Below are 18,097 nucleotides of genomic sequence, written 5' to 3'. Positions count from 1 at the left end.
GCTCGGATGGATGCGGGATGTTTTCGTTACTTTGTATATACTGAGTAGACGAACTAACCCACAAGTTTCGGCATCATGGCCAAGAATACTTTTCGGCAGCCCGAACGGGTTGTCAAGCAGCAGCAACAACGGCGTCGGCTCCGGCTGGCGTACGGCCTGAATCGCCTGATTGGCCTCGACCGCCTGTTTGGCGAGGATACAACCTGGCCGATCCGGAACATCGACCGGATTTTGTGGATAACGTTTCTGATCATTGTGTATATCGGCCTGAATCACAACGCCGAACGGCTTGTCCGGCGGATTCAGCGGGCCAATCGGCAGGCGGATGAACTCCGCTCGGAAGCTACGGTGCTGAAAGCCGATTTCATGAAAAGCGGTAAGCAGTCTGAACTCAGCAAGCGCGTTGAAGCGCTGGGTCTGGTGATGACCGACAGCCAGCGACCTCCTCACAAAATTATTGTCAAGATCGATGAGCAACATTAAGGAAGATATCATCCAGCGATCCAAGCACATTTTTTATCTGGTTATGGTGCTGGCTTGTGTCGTCGTGGGGCGGCTGATCTATCTCCAGTATTTTGATGAGTTCAAAGGGAAACACTGGCGGGACCGGGTTGTTGAGGCCACCATCAAGCGTGATACGCTCCGGGCAATGCGGGGAAATATCTACGCGGCCGATGGCAGCCTGCTGGCCACTTCACTACCGACATACGTTGTGGGGCTGGATCCTACGATGGCCAAGCCCGATTATTTTAACAAAAAAGTGGATTCGCTGGGTATACTGCTGGCGCATATCTACGGCGACCGGTCGGCTCGTGATTATACCGATCTGGTTCGGGATGCCCGCGAGCGGAAGCGTCGTTATGTGCTGCTGAACCGTCGGCGTGTAACCTTTCAGGAACGGCAGTACATGCTGAAATGGCCGTTCTTCCGGTCGTCGGCCAAGGTGGCGGCCCGGGGCGGTGTGCTGCGGCCGTACTACGAGCGCTACCATCCGTTTGATCAGATGGCGGAACGGACCATCGGCAATCTGGACGCTAAAACCGGCCGGGGGCTGATCGGTCTGGAAGCCAGTTTTCAGTCGGAGCTGGCGGGTAAAAACGCGGTTGGTCTGGTTGAGGTGCTGTCGGGCGGGGTCCGTAAACCCGTGAGCGATGGTCCTGATATGAAACCTGAACCGGGTATGGACCTCTACACGACGATCGATGTCAACTACCAGGATATGGCCGAAACGGCGCTGCGAAAAACGCTGGAGAAATACGGCGCGGCCAAAGGGTGCGTGATCGTGATGGAAGTGGCTACCGGCGAAATCCGGGCGATGGCGAACCTGACCCGCCAAACTGGTCGGGATGGGAACGCGCGTTACGTCGAAAACTTCAACCATGCCCTGTCGGGCCGCACTGATCCAGGCTCGACCTTCAAACTGGCTACGATGATGGCGCTGATGGAGGAAAAAGCCGTTTCACTCGATCAGACGACGGTACATACCGGGCCGGGAATCATGAAATACAAAAGTGCCTACATTCGGGATGCGCACCGGGGCGGTATGGGCACGCTGACGGCCCGGCAGGTATTCGAGAAGTCATCAAATATTGGTACGCATCTGCTCATGCAGCGGTATTTCTATAGCCGCCCGGACCTGTACTGCCAATACCTCCGGCAGTTCCACCTGACCCAGCCAACCGGCATCCGGATGAAAGGGGAGGCCGTGCCGGTGGTACGTAATCCGGACATGAAAGGCTGGAGTAAAACCTCGCTGACGTTTATGTCGTACGGCTACGAAATGCAGATTACGCCCCTGCAGATGCTGACTTTCTACAATGCGATTGCCAACAATGGCCGCTGGGTACGGCCTATGCTGGTGCGTCAGATCAAACTGGCCGATGAGGTTGTGGAAGACAACCAGCCTTACGTTGCGCCCGAACGGATCTGCTCGCCCGAAACGGCGAAAAAAGCGCAGGAACTGCTGCGGGGGGTGGTACAGCGTGGGACTGCCCGGCACATCAACAGTGCACACTATGCTATTGCGGGTAAGACCGGAACTGCCCAGAAGATCGTAAACGGCAAATATCAGGTTGGTAAATACTATACGTCGTTCATTGGTTACTTTCCCGCAAGTAAACCCCGGTACACTGTATTGGCGGTGGTCGATAGTCCACAGGGGGACAATGCCGATTTACTGTATGCCGGTACGGTAGCCGCTCCCGTTTTTCGGGAAGTGGCCGACCGGATTGTGGCTTACGACATTCAGATGCACGAACCTACACGGTCCAGCCAGCAGCAGGGTCGGCCGGATCCCAAGCTGATGGCTGGCTACGCCAACGACCTGCACATCATCAGCAATCATCTGAACATGAACGAGGTGCCATCGACAGAAGGCTGGGTAGAAGCGACATCGAAAGGCCAGTGGCGGTCGCGACCGACGAAACCGAACCAGGTGCCCGACGTTCGTGGATTGAGCCTGCGCGACGCCTTGTTCGTGCTGGAAAACAAAGGTTATCGCGTACTCATTGAAGGCAAAGGGCGGGTAAAAGAACAGTCCATGTCACCCGGTCAGTCCATTGCCGATGCCAACTCGAAGACGATAACTCTGCGCCTGGGCTAGGGGATCAAAGTTGCTTTGCGCCAATAATCTGGAGGTTGTCGGTACGCTGTACGTAAAGCAGCAGGGCCGTTTGCTGACTGGTGAGTCCAGCCGGTATAGGTAGCGTCAGGCTTCCCGATGTACCATTTGGCGTGACTGATGTAAACTGACGTACAACATTGACATTCTGCAAGGTACGTCCGCCGTTTTCGCCAGCGCGAACGGCGGTCTGTGCTTCCTGCTGGATCAGGGCGGCATTGACCTGGTACGGCCCCGCTTCTGATAGCGCATACGTAACGGCTACCTTGTCGGACGAGTAGGCGGCTTTTCCCGTGATCTCGACTAAAGAACTAGCCGACTGCTGTTGTATAAGCTGCAGAACCCGGCCTTTCTGGCCACCAATCACATCCTGCCGACCATTGATAATCAGTTGGGGCGTGTAGGTCTGGGTTTTCAGGCGTCGGTCATAGGCACGCTGCCTGTCGGTGAACGCTCTGGCGCTGAAGGGGTCCTGCCAGCCCAGGCGGTTCCAGTAATCGACGTGGAAGGACAGTCCGTAAACTTTCCGGCCAGCGTAGCTATCCTGCTGCGTGAGTTCACGCAGTACCTGGTCGGCAGGTGGGCAGCTGGAGCACCCCTGCGACGTAAACAGCTCCAGCACTACCACGGGTTGTGGGGCCGGTCTGGTTGACGCTGTCATCGACAGCAGAGCCGTTAGGCCAATCAGGAGTATGCTGATGAGGTTCTTTTTCATGTGGTCGCTTAATTACAAACCTACGTAGTAGTCATAACCGCGCTCGAACCAGAAATCACGCGGGCGCTCGTCGGCGAAGAAGATCCGACCGATCCGTTTAAGATTCTTGACGCCGTATTTAACCGGAATAATCAATCGCAATGGCGCCCCGTGCTGCGAATTGATGGGCTGCCCGTTTAACTCGTAGGCTAGCAGCGTCTGCGGGTGCATCGCGCTTTCGATGTCAATACCGACGTAATACCCTTTGTCCGGCGTTTCCATGCCAACGTACTTGTACAGATCGTCGGTGTTGTCGGGGCTGGGTACGTTACCGCTTCGGGTACCCAGTTTGTATTTTTCCAGAAAGTCAGACAGCCGGACACCGGACCAGTTTTGCATCTGACTCCATCCTTCGATGCATTTAAATTCGTAGGTCAGCTCGTGCTTGGGCAACGATTTGATATCATTCATTGTCAGGTAAAGAGGTTCCTGATTGGATCGATCTACCTGGAGCTTCCAGTCGGTGGGGATAGGCTGTTTGAGACCATCAGACCCGTTGACGCGGGCAACCTTGGCGGCTGCTTCTCTGGGAAACGTAGGGACCAGGTGCGTATCGCTGAAGTAGGCCCGGGATACTGTTTCGTTGGCGTCGAGGACGTAACGAAGTGGTTTCTTGACGCCCCGTAATTTGCCGCTGTTCGCGATCCATTCGTAGATACCAACAGGAACGGCGGCTGCCAGAGCAAACCAGCCAAATGATTTTAATGCCCGACGACGAATGGCCGATTCGGGGAGGTCTTCCTGGGGTAAGTTGGGTTCGGTAGGCTGACTCATGAGGCAATGGGTTGCGTAGGTGTATCGGTGGGTTCTTCATCAACAAGCGGACGGTCGGGATCGTTGGGCTTGATGGTTTCAAAACCCGTAACCATCGATTGGAAATTCTGCCAGCCCGCCTGGATAACCTGCCAGATATGAATAACGAAAAACAGGACGAAGCCAATGGTAAGCACAAAATGCTCCAGCCGGGCCGCTTCATACCCGCCCAGCAGGGTGGTTAGCCCGTTGAACTGCGCTGGTTTGTAAATAGCGTAGCCTGTCAGCGCGGAGCCAATGCCCATCAGCATCACGGTGAAATAAGCGATCTTCTGCGCGCCGTTGTACTTGATAAATGGCGGCTGGGTTTTACGGAGGCCGAAATCATACAGTGTTACCTGAATAGCCTCCCGGAACGAATGCCGGTTTGGCACCAGATGCCGCCACTCGCCCGAAATGAAGGTGTAAAGAATATACAGAATTCCGTTGGCTATGAAGACCCACATGAATACCCAGTGCCAGGCCATACCATCGGCTAGTCGGAACGGTACATTCAAGGCTTTGTAAAAGCCATCCGGGAAAAATGAAAATAGTACGTAATCTCCGATCTGGATTTTATACGGATCGTAGGCCCAGTAAATGAGCAGGCCACTCCAGATCATGACGAACAGCACTGGGAAATTAATCCAGTGAAACCATCGGATGGCCAGCGGATGCTTATGAACAATACGTTTCATGCCAAAATGGATTAATTACAGAAGTGAACGATTCGTAAGACCGTTACGTACAATAACGGTCTTACGGATATAACGTTTGGCTGGATTACCTAACCGCGTACAGTTTCAGCCGCTACTTTAAGCAACTGCCCCGGTATTCGTTCCTTAAAGTTGGGATTGATATACTCAAACTTAATAATACCCTGGGGGCTGAGCAGGAACACAGACGGAACAGGGAGTAGTTTCTCCGTATTCTTTCCGGCACTGCCTTTCTCCAGGGTAGCGCTGTAAGCCGCCGGGGCTTTGAAAGCCAGCCCAAAGGCTTTAGCGCTCGTCAGGTCTGCGTCAGAAAGCAATGTAAAACCCAGTTCGTTTTTGTCGAGTGTACTTTTCAGGTTTGCCGGACTGTCGGTGCTGATGGCTATGATCTGGTAGCCCATTTTCTTCAGATCGGGCTCCAGGGTACGCAGTTCTGCCAGTTGTCGGTTACAGTACGGGCACCAGCCTCCCCGGTAGAAAATAAGAACCGTTGGTTGCCGGGCTACCTCTTTCGTCAGCGAAATAGACTGCCCGTCAATCGTTTGCAGGCTAACGTCCGGAATCGTTTCGCCAATCAACAGAGGACTGATGTCCTCGGCTTTCTGAGGGACATCGGCGACGGGAAGAAAGGAGACGGCACACAGCGCCAGGGTAAGCAGTATTTTCATGGTTTGGGAGTTGATAAGAGGGCCATTTTGGGCTTCAGCCTGAAGACCGGACAAAGCTGATGGTTTTTTCGGGTCCCTGGAATAGCATTTGTGCCTGTTCTGTTATCAACTTTTCCCGAGGTCTGGAAGAGTATTCTGATTTTCTTTCCGAAAATCAGAAGGAGCTAGTTTAATCTGTTTTTTGAAAAAACGACTGAAGTTGGAAACTTCCTCAAAACCCAGCTCAGCCGCGATCTCTTTCGTCGATTTATCGCTGTATAACAGCAATCGCCGGGCTTCCATCGCTATCCGTTCGTGGATAATCTGCCGGGGACTTTGCTGATTATACAGCGCAAACACATTCGCCAGGGTTTTGGGCGATTTGTTCAGTAGGTCGGCGTAGGCCCGAACGTTGTGAAGTGTTCGGTAATTGATCTCGACCAGCAGATTAAATCGCCGGACCAGAGTTAGTTCTTTATCGCTCAGGGCTCCGTCTACGTATTGCTCCCGTCCCAGACGGGTTAGTTTGATGATCAGCCGTTTCAGGAGCATCCGCAGCATTTCCCCCTGAATCGTATCCTGGGTCGAAAATTCGTCGTAAAAGACGGTTAACAGCGCACCGAACCGGTGTTGCTCCTGATCCGACAACTGAATAAACATCGGTATTCGAGCCCCGTAGAACAGAAAACCAGCGCAGGAAACTTCTTCGTCATGGTCAGCAATGCAATAGAACTCCCGGTCGAACTGCCAGGCCACAATAGTCTCCGGTTCCTCGAAGGCAAAGGATTGGCTCATCATGAGCGGTAAAATCGACTGCGCTGGCATTGAGTAGGTCAGGTTATCGATTATCACCTGTTGCGTGGGGCCGGTGTTCCAGGCAATGGTCAGCAGACGCCCATGCCGGAACGGGACCTGATCCAGGAGCGGCTCGGCGCAAAGCAGCCGTAAACGGCCTTTTGTTCGGGAGTCATGGTAGTTGTACTGCATACAGCAGCCGGGGCGGTTAGCAAAACTGACGTTGGGAGAACAAGTTACGGAGGTCTGGTCCGCCCAACCAAATAAATGACCGGCTCCCCCGCTTCCAAATACTGGAAATATACTGCACCTTCGTCTGGTATGATGCTTCAAACTCTTAATACGGGCTTATTCAAACTCGACGGCGGAGCTATGTTTGGCGTAGTGCCCAAACCACTCTGGAATAAACTTAACCCGGCCGACGAACAGAACCGCTGCACCTGGGCTATGCGCTGCCTGCTCTACGAATCGGGCGAGCGGTTGCTGCTGGTCGACACCGGTATTGGTGACAAACAGGATGCTAAATTTTTCGGTCATTACGATCTGCACGGCTCTGGCTCGTTGCAGGGGTCTATTCGTGCGGCTGGCTACGACCTGACCGATGTAACCGACGTACTACTCACGCACCTGCATTTCGACCACGTTGGAGGAGCCGTTCAGCGTACCGGTGATCTGCTTCGGCCTGCGTTTTCGAACGCTACGTACTGGGTTCATTCGGCGCACTGGCAGTGGGCTACTGAACCGAATCTACGCGAGAAAGCCTCTTTTCTGGCCGAAAATATCCGGCCGCTGCAGGAAAGTGGTCAGCTCAGTTTTCTGGACAGACAGCCTTTTCCGTTTGAGGCCATCGATCTGATGTACGTCGATGGCCATACCGAAAAGATGGCCTTGCCCATTTATCGTATCGGGGGCCGGACCGTTGCTTACGTAGCCGATTTGATTCCATCGGCAGCCCATCTGCCACTGCCGTACGTAATGAGTTACGACGTTCGACCGTTGTTGAGTATGGACGAAAAAGCCCAGCTACTCCAGCGAGCCGCCGACGAAGACTGGATACTGGTGTTCGAACATGATCCGATAGTGGAAGCGGCCACTGTCATGCATACGGAAAAAGGCGTGCGACTTCGTGACAAAGGTCCATTAAGCGCGTTTTTGTAGACAAGCAGATGGTCAAACTAAAGCGTAAAACGGGTCGTTTACGAAACAGAACATCAGGATTATGGCAAGAATTGGAATAGCCCTGTCGGGCGGAGGAGCACGGGGTATTGCCCATCTGGGCGTTATGAAAGCCCTGCTGGAAATGGGCGTACAGTTCGACCAGATTGCCGGAACCAGTGCGGGAGCTATTGCCGGAGCGCTCATTGCAAACGGGTATTCTCCCGACGAAAGCCTGAAACTAATCGAAACGTCCTCATTCATGCGGCACCTTCGACCGGCCTGGAACCGGATGGGACTCTTACGTATCGACACCATCATTGACCTCTATAAAAAGTACATTCCGCACGATAGTTTCGAAGGATTACAAATTCCGCTTCATGTCGTTGCTGTCGATCTGACCGACGGAATCCAGGTGATCTTTGAGCAGGGGGAACTGATTCGGCCGGTACTGGCGTCATGCTGCCTGCCGGGAATTTTCGAACCCATGATCATCAACAAGCGGCAGTACGTAGACGGGGGAGTACTCAATAATCTGCCGTCCGACGTGATTGAGAACAAGGTGGATATTATGATCGGGTCACACTGCAACCCCTTCGGGCTGGCTCGTCCCATCCGATCCATGCGTAGCGTGATTGAGCGGAGTCTGATTTTGGCGGTGCAGAGCAAAACCCGCGAAAAATTCCAGCGTTGCCAGGTACTGATTGAACCAACGGAACTGATGGGCTACAGCCCGACCGACATCAGTAAGTCGCGCGAGTTGTTTCGAATTGGTTACCAGCATACCCAGCAGATGGCTAGCCAGATTGAAAAAATCCTTATACAACCTGTCTCGACGTCGACCTAGAAAGACACAAGATACATTCATACGTATTTTTCAGGCGCCGGAACAAATGTATTCCTCAGTGCTTGGCAAGCAAGTGTCAAAGCAGTCGTGATTGGGGCTGCTTTCTTGCTTTCGTCACCTTCCTGCTTTGCTTTATACTACCAGATAATGAAATGAATTATTATTCTGTATAGCTTTTGATGTAACAAACTTTACCGCTTACTTTAGCAAATTCACAGACGTAAAATACCAATCTATGAGACGTTTTTTACTGTTTATAGTCGTGATCTTATGCGCTATAACAACGAATACCCTGGCCCAGGAACGACGGGTAACGGGGAAGGTCACATCCGCCGAAGACGGTGGAGCCCTGCCGGGCGTATCGGTCGTTGCCAAGGGAACAACCCGGGGAACACAGACTGATTCCGAGGGGAACTACTCAATAGTGCTGCCTGATAACATTGCTACGCTGGTATTCAGCTTTGTGGGCGTAACAACGCAGGAAATCAACGTAGGCAGCCGCACGACGGTTGACGTTGTCATGAGCAACGATACGCGCTCGCTCGACGAAGTGGTCGTAACGGGGTACGGTGCCCAGTCGAAACGGAACCTGACGGGGAACATCGCCAGGGTATCGGCCCGGGAGATCGAAAATATTCCGGTTCCCAGCGTCGAGCAGGCTTTCCAGGGTAAGCTGGCGGGCGTGCAGGTAACCTCCCTGAACGGTAAAGTTGGTCAGGGTATTCAGATTCGGGTGCGGGGGGCGTCGTCGCTGACGGCCAGCAGCCAACCGCTCTACGTCATCGATGGTATCCCCATTACGTCATCGGACCAATCGTCGACAACGGCGCCAACGAACCCGATTGCCGACCTGAACCCCAACGACATTGAGTCGCTGGAGGTGCTGAAAGATGCGTCGGCGTCGGCCATCTACGGGGCCCGGGCCTCGAACGGCGTCGTGCTGATTACGACCAAGAAAGGAAAGGTCGGGAAAACGACTTTTGAGGCATCAGCGCAGGTCGGTGCGAGCTCTCCCACACATCTGCGGACGTGGCTGAATACCCAGCAGTATGTGGAACTGTTTCAGGAAGCCCGGGCCAACTCGGCTGCTTTGGGCATTCCGGTTTATTCGGCGGCATCGGTAGCGAGCCGCTTTACCCGTTATGCGGCCGATAATGCTGCAGGCTGGCAGGGCGCTAATCCGCTATACAATACGGATTGGCAGAAAGAAGCGTTCCAGAGTGCACCGTCACAGCAGTACGATCTGAGCGCTCGGGGCGGTGACGCCAAAACGCGGTTCTTCGTATCGGGGCAGTATTTCGATCAGAACGGTATCCTGATCAAAAACCGGTTCCGCCGGTTGGGGGCTCGTGCCAACCTGGAACACAGCGCAACGGACAAACTGACGATCGGTGTCAACTTAAACCTGACCCACTCGATCAACGACCGGGTATCGAACGATAACGCCTTTTCGACCCCATTGCAGATCGTGGCCCTGCCGCCAATAACCCCGGTGATTGATCCGCGCACGAACCAGTTGAGCGGTAATTACACACTGTATTATAACCCGCTGCTAAACCGAGATTTCGCATCGCTGCAGGCGCGAGTGTACCGGATTATCGGGAATGCTTTTGCTGATTACAAAATTTTGCCTGGATTATCGTTCCGAACCGAGTTTGGTACTGATCTGATTGCCCAGCAGGAAGAAGAATACTACGGTCAGGAAACGGCCCGGAATACGGGAGCACCGAATGGATTGGGAATTAACACCTTCCGGCAGGTAACGAACTACACGACGAACAACTACTTTACATTTGGTCAGACCTTCGCTGAGAAACACGCCATCGACGCTACGCTGGGGATGTCGTATCAGGAGTCGCGGACGAATAGCGGCTCGGTAACGGGGCAGCAGTTCCCAAGTGATGCCTACAAGCAGATCACGTCGGCGGGACGTATTACGGGCGGAACCGGTGCCGAAACGCGCTTTAGCTTCTTGTCGTACTTTGCCCGCGCCAACTACCGCTTCAACAATCGCTACCTGATTGGGGTATCAGGCCGGGTTGATGGTTCATCGCGCTTTGGTGCCAACAACAAATATGGTTTCTTCCCGGCGGTATCGGCGGGCTGGATCATTACACAAGAGTCGTTTATGCAGAACGTGAAAGCGTTGAGTACTCTGAAACTTCGGGCTAGCTATGGCTTGACGGGTAATGCCGAAATTGGAAACTTCAACTCACAGGCATTGTATTCGGCTGTAGGTTATGCGGGTGTTCCGGGACAGGTGCCCATTCAACTGGCTAACCCGGATCTGACCTGGGAAAAAACCCTGCAAACTGACATCGGTCTGGAGTATGGTTTCCTTGGAGATCGAATTACAGGGGAGATTGACTTCTATCAGAAAAACACAAGTGGTTTGTTATTGAGTGTAAACGTACCAGGTTCAACAGGGTACCGGTCTCAGCTCCGAAACGTTGGTAATCTCGAAAATAAAGGCGTTGAATTTGTTTTCAACTCTCAGAACCTGGTTGGCGATTTCCGCTGGAATACGTCGCTGAACGTGGCCTACAATAAAAATACCGTAACGAATCTGGGTGGTACAACCATTACGGGTAGCTTCCTGAACCGGGCACAGGAAGGGCAGCCGATTGGTGTGTTTGTTGGCCCTGAATATGCTGGAGTTGATGTGCAGAATGGCGACGCGCTGTATTACACCAACACTGATCTGGGCAATGGAAGCCGGGACCGGGCAACGACGAACGACTATAATGCGGCTGCATTCGTGCCGCTAGGAAGTCCAACACCGAAATTTACGGGTGGGGTCACCAACTCGTTCTCCTACAAAGGTGTTGAATTAAGCTTCCTGTTCCAGGGACAGTTTGGTAACTACATCTACAACGGGGGCGGTAAATTTCAGGAAGCCAATGGCGACTTCTTCGACAACCAGGACATCTCGCAGCTGAGACGCTGGCGGAATCCGGGTGATGTTACCGACGTGCCACAGGCTCGTCTGCTGGGCGGCAACGGTACCGGCGAATCATCGCGGTACCTGCAGAAAGGTGACTACGTTCGTCTGCGAACCATTACGCTGGGATACTCGCTGCCAAAACCGATTATCAGTCGGGTTGGTCTGAACCGGGTGCGGGTGTACGTAACGGGTCAGAACCTGCTGACTTTTACGAATTACACAGGCTGGGATCCGGAAGTAAACTCCGATGCCTACCAGGGTAACCCGGTTAACCTTGGGATCGACTTCTATTCGGCACCACAGCCGCGCACAATCGTTGGTGGGTTACAAATTGGCTTCTAAGCGACAATTCAAGACACGATGAAAACAAAGCATTCTCTTCTCTTTATGTCGGCGTTGTCGCTATCTCTGTGGCTGACTTCGTGCGATAATAAACTAAATATCGAGCCGGTAACTTCGATTGGAACGTCGCAGGCGCTGAGTACGGCTGCCGATTTACAGGCTCTGCTTGCTGGTGCATACGACGGCATTAGTAGTGCATACCTTTATGGAGGTGACCTACAACGTGACGGCGAACTGCTGGGTACCGTGCCCAACACAGGCGATGTTCTATGGACGGGTACATTTGCAGCACCTCAGCAGATATATACAAAGAATATTCTGATCAATAACAGCCAGGCTGACTTGACTTGGACGGAAGCGTACCGGACAATCAACATCTGTAATACGGTACTGGCAAATCTGAATCTGGCCGCTACGGCCAATCGTCCCCGGATTGAGGGCGAAGCCAAATTTATCCGGGGTTCTATGTATTTTGAGTTGGTGCGCTTTTTTGGCAAAGCCTGGGGCGATGGCGATGCCAATGTGAATCTGGGTGTTCCCATTGTGACGACACCAACGGCGGTGCTTAACGCCGGTAGCAATATTCCCCGGAATACGGTGGCAGCAGTCTATGCACAGATTATTCAGGATCTGACCCAGGCCGAGACCAATCTGCCTAACGATGGAACCAATGGATTCTTTGCGACCAAAAGTGCTGCATCGGCGCAGCTTTCCCGTGTGTACCTGCAGCAGGCCGATTATCCAAATGCGGCCAATGCCGCCAACCGCGTAATTGGCCGCAATACGTTCTCGCTGGTGCCTCTGGAAGGTGTATTTGACTTACGTGCCTTCCTGAATGGAGTGAATACAGCCGAGACGATTTTTGCCGTTCAGATTACGGACCAGGATGGCACCAACGACCTGAATACGTTCTATGGTTCGTCGGAAGTAGGCGGTCGTGGCGACATCGAAATTACGGAAGCGTTCTTCAACCAGTTAGAAGCCGACGATTATCGAGGAGCGCTTTTCTATCAGGATGATATTGGCGCTATTCGGACGTACAAGTACTATAACCAGTACGGCAATATCCAGGTTTTCCGCCTGGCCGAAATGTACCTGACGCGTGCGGAAGCGAATTTTCGGGCGGGTACCACGGTGGGTGCTACGCCACTGGCGGACATCAACCTGATCCGGGCACGGGCCGAACTGGGCGCAATCACTCAAGCACAATTAACCGTGGCTGAGATCCTGCGTCAACGCCGGATTGAACTGGCTTTTGAAGGAACGCTGATTCACGATCTGAAGCGTACGCGCAGCCGGGTTGGCTCGCTCAACTGGAACGATTCGCGTCTGATCTATCCAATACCACTGCGGGAAATCACGACAAACCCCGCACTGGTACAGAACCAGGGGTATTAACCAAAGAAGATAGCGTATGCGAAGCGGCTCCCCGATTGGGGAGCCGCTTCGCATTTGACGGCTTACCACTTTTGATGATGTACAAACGGCCGATCCGAAAAACTTAGCGTCGACGAGGTACTTTCATTATAACTCGCCGTTTAAGTACAGCACGATTTTTCAAAGACGTTTATGCTCGTATTTGAGTGGATAGTACCAGGCCACTGTCATGAGCGTACTCGACAAAACAGCCGTAAAATTGTACGCGTGGGAAGGAAGAAATGCGAATGAATTAAACCCAAAACTACAAGTCGTTGTCAAACGTTTAGTGTAGACTAACTCTCTGTCAGACAACAACGATGAACCGCTTTCTCCTCTTTCTTTTATTGACGTTTGCTGCGCCTGGCCTATACGCGCAGGTGCAGTACGCTACGCCTAACCCACGCATTGAAGACGCAAATGACCCCGACGTGACTATTCAGCGCGTCGAGCTCACAAAAGAATATACAATTGTGTATATGAAGTTTCAGCAGGTACGGCAAAGCTATCGGCGAAGTATGCCCCGGATGTTCAGCCTGCCATCAGAAAGCAATATTGGTCTACAGGCAAGTACCAAATTATACGTTAATCAGGGGGAGCGATCGTATAAGCTGATTCGGGCCGAAAATATTCCGTCGGAGATGCGTCGGAAAGTAGCACCCGGTGAACAGGTTGACTTCGTTGCTTATTTTGAGCGTATTGATCCAGGGTATACTGTATTTGATCTATTCGAATGCAAGGATTATATTGATCAAAAAGGTGGTGCCATCACTTGTTTTAATTTCTGGGGTGTTCATATCATAAATCCGGCCAGACAGCAATATTCACAACGGCCCCAGCCCAAAACCCAGCCCCGCGCGACGCCAGCTCCGCCAAAGCAAGCACCAGCTCCTCAACCGCCGGTTGCTGTTGCGCCGGCGGTAATAGCCATCAACGGCGTAACGCGCGATGCTAAAACCAAAGATCCCGTACAGGCCACGCTGACGTACCGGCTTATTTCGGGGGCGGAGGTGACTGGCGACGGCCCCGCCGACTCGACCCGGAGCGCAATCCCATCGGGTGCTTATTCAATCCCTGTCGAAACGCGGGGCGTTTACGTTGTTACAGCATCGGCAAAGGGATACTTCAGTCAGAGCGATACGCTGGCAACGAACCGGGTGAACATATCCCGCGATTTTAATCTAGTACCTATTGAAGCCGGAGCCCGGATTACGTTGAAAAACATCTATTTCAACGTATCGAAATACGACCTGAAGTCAGAATCCTATCCCGAACTGGAGCGGTTGGTAGGTATTATGCGGGATAATCCAACCATGCGCATCAAGCTGGAAGGACACACGGATATCGTGGGCGATTTTGACGCTAACGTGGAGCTGTCGCGCAATCGGGTCGATGAAGTAAAGCGGTACTTGGTATCAAAAGGCATCAACAGCGACCGGGTTGAAACGGTTGGCTATGGCCCATCGCGACCTATTAATACGAATCGCTCGCTGAAAGAGCGGCCCGAAAACCGGCGAGTTGAACTAGTCATCGTGCAGGCCTGATAAAACAGTTTGGTTGATTTAGGAGTCATGTTGACGCGGGTGACGATTTCATTACCCGCGTTAACTACTCCGTCATGAAACCCGACTTTGATCTTGGCCTCGTTCTGCGCGAAGTCGAAAAAGCGATCCAGCCTTATCCAAAAGCGGCCATGTTTGAGCTGTTTGAGCAAGGGTACGATACGTTGTTCGAACAGCTGATTTCCTGCATCATTTCCATCCGGACGCTGGACGAAACGACCATTCCGGTTTCGTTGCGGCTCTTTGAACAGGCACGTACCCCTGAGCAGATACTGGCGATCGACATCCCAACGCTGATCGATCTGCTGTATGGGACGACCTACCCCGATCAGAAAGCATACACCCTGCACGGCATCGCTGATCGGATCATTAACGAGTTTGGCGGAGAGTTGCCCGCCGATTATGAAACTCTAATTTCACTGAAAGGCGTTGGCCCGAAATGCGCAAACCTGGCGCTGGGCGTCGCAACGGGACAGGCGGCCATCAGCGTCGATGTCCACGTTCACCGGGTTGTCAATCGCTGGGGATACGTGCAGACCAAACAGCCGGAGCAGACGTTGAAAAAGCTGGAAGCGCAGGTGCCTCGTGAGCAATGGGTAAATATAAATCGGCTACTGATGCCCTTCGGTAAACACATCTGCACCGGTTCACTACCTCGCTGTTCCACCTGCGTCGTGCTGCCTTGGTGTGAGCAAGTAGGCGTTGAGCGGCATCGGTGATTTAGACGTAAGAAGAAAGAGGTAAGACAAGATTAGACAATAGAGAAAAGAAGAAAGAGAAAAGACCGCTCGTGTCTGAAGTCATCAGCACACGAGCGGTCTTTTCTCTTTCTTCTTGTAATACGGTTTTTTCTCTTTCTTCTATCCTTCTCTTATTTCACCGGCAGCAGCTCAGCCAGTTTTTTGCCGAGTTCCTCCCCGCGAATGTTTTTTGCCAGAATCTTGCCGTCGGGACCGATCAGAAAATTCTGGGGAATAGCCCGGACGCCATACATCTTGGCGACTTCGTTGTCCCAAAATTTGAGATCCGATACGTGCGTCCAGGTCAGGTTATCCTTGTGAATGGCTTTGATCCAGGCGTCCTTGGCATTGGGACGGTCCAGCGACACGCCTAACACGGTAAACTGACGATCTTTAAAGGCATTATAATTCTGGACAACGTTCGGATTTTCGGCCCGGCAGGGACCGCACCAGCTCGCCCAGAAATCAACCAGCACGTATTTGCCTTTGAAGTCGTGCAGCGCAATTTCCTTACCCAGCGTATCGGCTTGTGTAAAATCGGGCGCCACAGCCCCGATGGATGTTTGCTTAATGGCCCCCAGCATTTTGTCATACGACTGGCCCAGCTGGGTATTTTTGACTTCTGGTGACAGACCCGCGAAGAGGGGTTCAACCTCGCCATATTCCGGGAAAGAGCCCCCGTAGGAACGCAGCGCATCCAGACTCACCAGGCTTTTCGGATTTGCCTGAATAAACTGTTTCAGGAACACTTTCTGATCGGCCTGAATCGCTTCGTAACGCTTGTCAATGCTGGCTTCAAATTCTTTTGACTGGCGCTGCTCGGGTGTTGCCGATCGGTACTCTTTCATCAAAGCCACCATCTGATCACTGGCGGGCTTTAGTAGATTCTTTAACTTCTGGTTATCGGTATTCAGCAAAGTGCCGCTGGCTACCGCGTTGTTCAAGGAGTCAGGGCTAATGACGGCAATTGTACCCGGCTCCAGATAAACACCCGTGCCCGGAATAGGCCGGGCCCGGCTGTAGCCCGTACCGAGTTTATCAACGAGCAGTGTAGCCTGAAGAGGCTCTTCGACGGTACCTTTAAATTCGAACGTACCAGTACTGCTCACCAGGGCCGAATCCATCTGAGGGGCTCCTTTAACCGTATAGCGCAGATAAGCTTTAGCGGGCGCTTTCGTCGTTCCCAGTTTGCCCTGCAACGTAAACGGGCCACTCTGAGCGAATCCCTGCTGGGCGAGTGTTAAGGCTGGCAGAAGAGCCAATGCGGCCCACCTCATGACGGCTGTTAGCTTTTTTTTCATTGTGATAGGTCGATTAAGGCGTTAAGCCCGTACTATGCGTTGACTAAATTTCGATTAATAGGCAAAGAATATTTTCTGTGTCAGCCTGATAGGTGAGCTTGACTGCTTAAAGCTACGACTTCACCGGTGTTTTTATACGTAAACCCCTCAATTTATAGTTATTTTGCGTAAACGGACGCGCAGAATTTAGGTAGCCGGCGGGTGCTGGTTTTCGATTATACTGATTGAACAGCGTGCGTGAGTAGTCGACGCTAACCAACTTTTTTTATGTCATCAAGACGGTCTTTTCTTCGCTGGAGTGCGCTGGCCGTGCCTTTTACCAGCCTTACTGAAACCTTTGCGCGTACAACGGTACGAAGCAGTGCAGTCGCCAAACCCCTTGTTATTTCAACCTGGGACAGTGGTACCATTGCCAACGGAGCTGCCTGGCCCGTGCTGCAGAAAGGCGGTAATGCACTAGATGCCGTTGAACAGGCGGGTATTGCGATTGAAAACGATATCAACTGCTGCGTTGGGCTGGGTGGTAATCCGGATCGGGACGGCTATGTTACGCTGGACTCCTGCATTATGGACGATAAATACAATTGTGGGTCGGTTGTTTTTCTGGAGCATATCAAACACCCCGTTTCAGTGGCGCGTAAACTGATGGAAACAACGCCCCACGTCATGCTCGCGGGTGAAGGAGCTTTGCAGTTCGCCCTGGCAAACGGCTTCAAAAAAGAGCCCGAAAAGCTTTCGGCCGATGCGGAGAAGACGTATAGGGAATGGCTGAAAAAGTCGGAGTACAAACCGATTATCAATATTGAGAATCAGAAACCCATGGGCAAAAAAGGCGGCCCGTTCGCGCCCTCTTATTTTGACGACGGCACGCCTAATCACGATACGATGGGTACGCTCGCACTGGATAAAGCCGGTAATCTGTCGGGTATGTGTACCACGAGCGGTATGGCGTTCAAACTACGCGGTCGAATAGGGGATTCACCTATTATCGGGGCTGGTCTTTACGTCGACAATGAAGTGGGCGCGGCCACCTGCTCGGGTCAGGGCGAAGAGGTTATCCGAACCTGCGGCACGCACCTTGTCGTGGAGGGGATGCGGTCGGGACTCTCGCCGAAAGAAGCCTGCAAACGCGCCGTTGAACGAATCATCAAAATCAATCCGGAGAAAGCAAAAACCTTTCAGGTGGGTTTTATTGCGGTCAACAAACAAGGCGAAGTAGGGGCTTACTCGATTCAGAAAGGGTTTAGTTATACCATCACTCAGGGCGACGAAGCGGCCAAAGTTGTTCCTTCTGAAAGCCATTTTGCCTAGAGCTGTTTTCCGACAACTACCACCCCCTGCCCCCTCCTAGAAAATTAGGAGGGGGTTGTCAAAAGTGTTCCCCTCCTGTTTTAGACAGACGGTCCGCCGTTGCGGAGGGGCTAGGCAGGGCGGCCCGTGCCGGTGGTCAGAGCCACACCTCTACA

15 protein-coding genes are annotated in these 18,097 nt (G+C 52.6%); 9 read left to right on the top strand and 6 right to left on the bottom strand.

Annotated features, from left to right (window positions below):
* The first annotated feature begins 75 nt into the window (after window positions 1-75).
* Together HU175_RS01395 and HU175_RS01390 are read left to right on the top strand one after the other, a co-directional pair.
* Window positions 76-483 carry an FtsL-like putative cell division protein gene (locus tag HU175_RS01395; protein WP_176564886.1) on the top strand — a complete coding sequence of 136 codons (408 nt, stop codon included), beginning with the start codon at window positions 76-78 and terminating at the stop codon, window positions 481-483.
* Window positions 470-2,602 carry a penicillin-binding protein gene (locus tag HU175_RS01390; RefSeq protein ID WP_176564885.1) on the top strand — a complete coding sequence of 711 codons (2,133 nt, stop codon included), beginning with the start codon at window positions 470-472 and terminating at the stop codon, window positions 2,600-2,602. The genes HU175_RS01395 and HU175_RS01390 overlap by 14 nt, the downstream gene beginning before the upstream one ends.
* A 4-nt stretch (window positions 2,603-2,606) precedes the next feature.
* Here HU175_RS01390 and HU175_RS01385 read toward each other — a convergent pair whose 3' ends face one another.
* The 5 genes from HU175_RS01385 to HU175_RS01365 form a co-directional block, all read right to left on the bottom strand.
* A complete protein-coding gene (locus HU175_RS01385; protein WP_176564884.1) occupies window positions 2,607-3,335 on the bottom strand; it encodes a DUF1223 domain-containing protein in 729 nt (242 codons plus the stop codon).
* A gap of 12 nt (window positions 3,336-3,347) precedes the next feature.
* Window positions 3,348-4,148: a molybdopterin-dependent oxidoreductase gene (locus HU175_RS01380; protein ID WP_176564883.1), complete on the bottom strand. Its 801-nt coding sequence runs from the start codon at window positions 4,146-4,148 to the stop codon at window positions 3,348-3,350.
* Window positions 4,145-4,864 carry a cytochrome b/b6 domain-containing protein gene (locus HU175_RS01375; RefSeq protein ID WP_176564882.1) on the bottom strand — a complete coding sequence of 240 codons (720 nt, stop codon included), beginning with the start codon at window positions 4,862-4,864 and terminating at the stop codon, window positions 4,145-4,147. The genes HU175_RS01380 and HU175_RS01375 overlap by 4 nt, the downstream gene beginning before the upstream one ends.
* Before the next feature lie 89 nt (window positions 4,865-4,953).
* Window positions 4,954-5,550, bottom strand: a complete 597-nt coding sequence (locus HU175_RS01370) for a peroxiredoxin-like family protein (protein WP_176564881.1) — start codon at window positions 5,548-5,550, stop codon at window positions 4,954-4,956.
* A 105-nt stretch (window positions 5,551-5,655) separates the two neighbouring features.
* Complete coding sequence (locus tag HU175_RS01365; RefSeq protein WP_176564880.1) at window positions 5,656-6,516, bottom strand: AraC family transcriptional regulator; 861 nt, start codon at window positions 6,514-6,516, stop codon at window positions 5,656-5,658.
* Window positions 6,517-6,645: 129 nt separating this feature from the next.
* On the opposite strand from HU175_RS01365, the gene HU175_RS01360 reads away from it, so the two are divergent.
* The 6 genes from HU175_RS01360 to HU175_RS01335 all read left to right on the top strand — a co-directional run bounded on the left by HU175_RS01360 (window position 6,646) and on the right by HU175_RS01335 (window position 15,309).
* A complete protein-coding gene (locus HU175_RS01360) occupies window positions 6,646-7,482 on the top strand; it encodes an MBL fold metallo-hydrolase (RefSeq protein ID WP_176564879.1) in 837 nt (278 codons plus the stop codon).
* A gap of 61 nt (window positions 7,483-7,543) precedes the next feature.
* A complete protein-coding gene (locus tag HU175_RS01355; RefSeq protein ID WP_176564878.1) occupies window positions 7,544-8,326 on the top strand; it encodes a patatin-like phospholipase family protein in 783 nt (260 codons plus the stop codon).
* A 235-nt stretch (window positions 8,327-8,561) separates the two neighbouring features.
* On the top strand, window positions 8,562-11,612 hold the full coding sequence (locus tag HU175_RS01350; RefSeq protein ID WP_176564877.1) for a SusC/RagA family TonB-linked outer membrane protein: 3,051 nt from the start codon (window positions 8,562-8,564) through the stop codon (window positions 11,610-11,612).
* Window positions 11,613-11,630: 18 nt separating this feature from the next.
* Entirely contained in the window at window positions 11,631-13,010 is a 1,380-nt protein-coding gene (locus HU175_RS01345) for a RagB/SusD family nutrient uptake outer membrane protein (protein WP_176564876.1), read from the top strand.
* Between the two features lie 338 nt (window positions 13,011-13,348).
* Window positions 13,349-14,572, top strand: a complete 1,224-nt coding sequence (locus tag HU175_RS01340; RefSeq protein ID WP_176564875.1) for an OmpA family protein — start codon at window positions 13,349-13,351, stop codon at window positions 14,570-14,572.
* Between the two features lie 74 nt (window positions 14,573-14,646).
* Window positions 14,647-15,309 carry an endonuclease III domain-containing protein gene (locus HU175_RS01335; protein ID WP_176564874.1) on the top strand — a complete coding sequence of 221 codons (663 nt, stop codon included), beginning with the start codon at window positions 14,647-14,649 and terminating at the stop codon, window positions 15,307-15,309.
* A gap of 152 nt (window positions 15,310-15,461) precedes the next feature.
* Here HU175_RS01335 and HU175_RS01330 read toward each other — a convergent pair whose 3' ends face one another.
* Window positions 15,462-16,631, bottom strand: a complete 1,170-nt coding sequence (locus tag HU175_RS01330) for a TlpA disulfide reductase family protein (RefSeq protein ID WP_228724282.1) — start codon at window positions 16,629-16,631, stop codon at window positions 15,462-15,464.
* Between the two features lie 267 nt (window positions 16,632-16,898).
* Between HU175_RS01330 and HU175_RS01325 the strand changes: the two genes are divergently transcribed.
* On the top strand, window positions 16,899-17,942 hold the full coding sequence (locus tag HU175_RS01325) for an isoaspartyl peptidase/L-asparaginase family protein (RefSeq protein ID WP_176564873.1): 1,044 nt from the start codon (window positions 16,899-16,901) through the stop codon (window positions 17,940-17,942).
* The last annotated feature ends 155 nt before the right edge of the window (window positions 17,943-18,097 follow it).

Source organism: Spirosoma sp. KUDC1026, from assembly GCF_013375035.1.
GTDB lineage: Bacteria > Bacteroidota > Bacteroidia > Cytophagales > Spirosomataceae > Spirosoma.
This window is presented reverse-complemented; position numbering and strand designations above follow the sequence as displayed.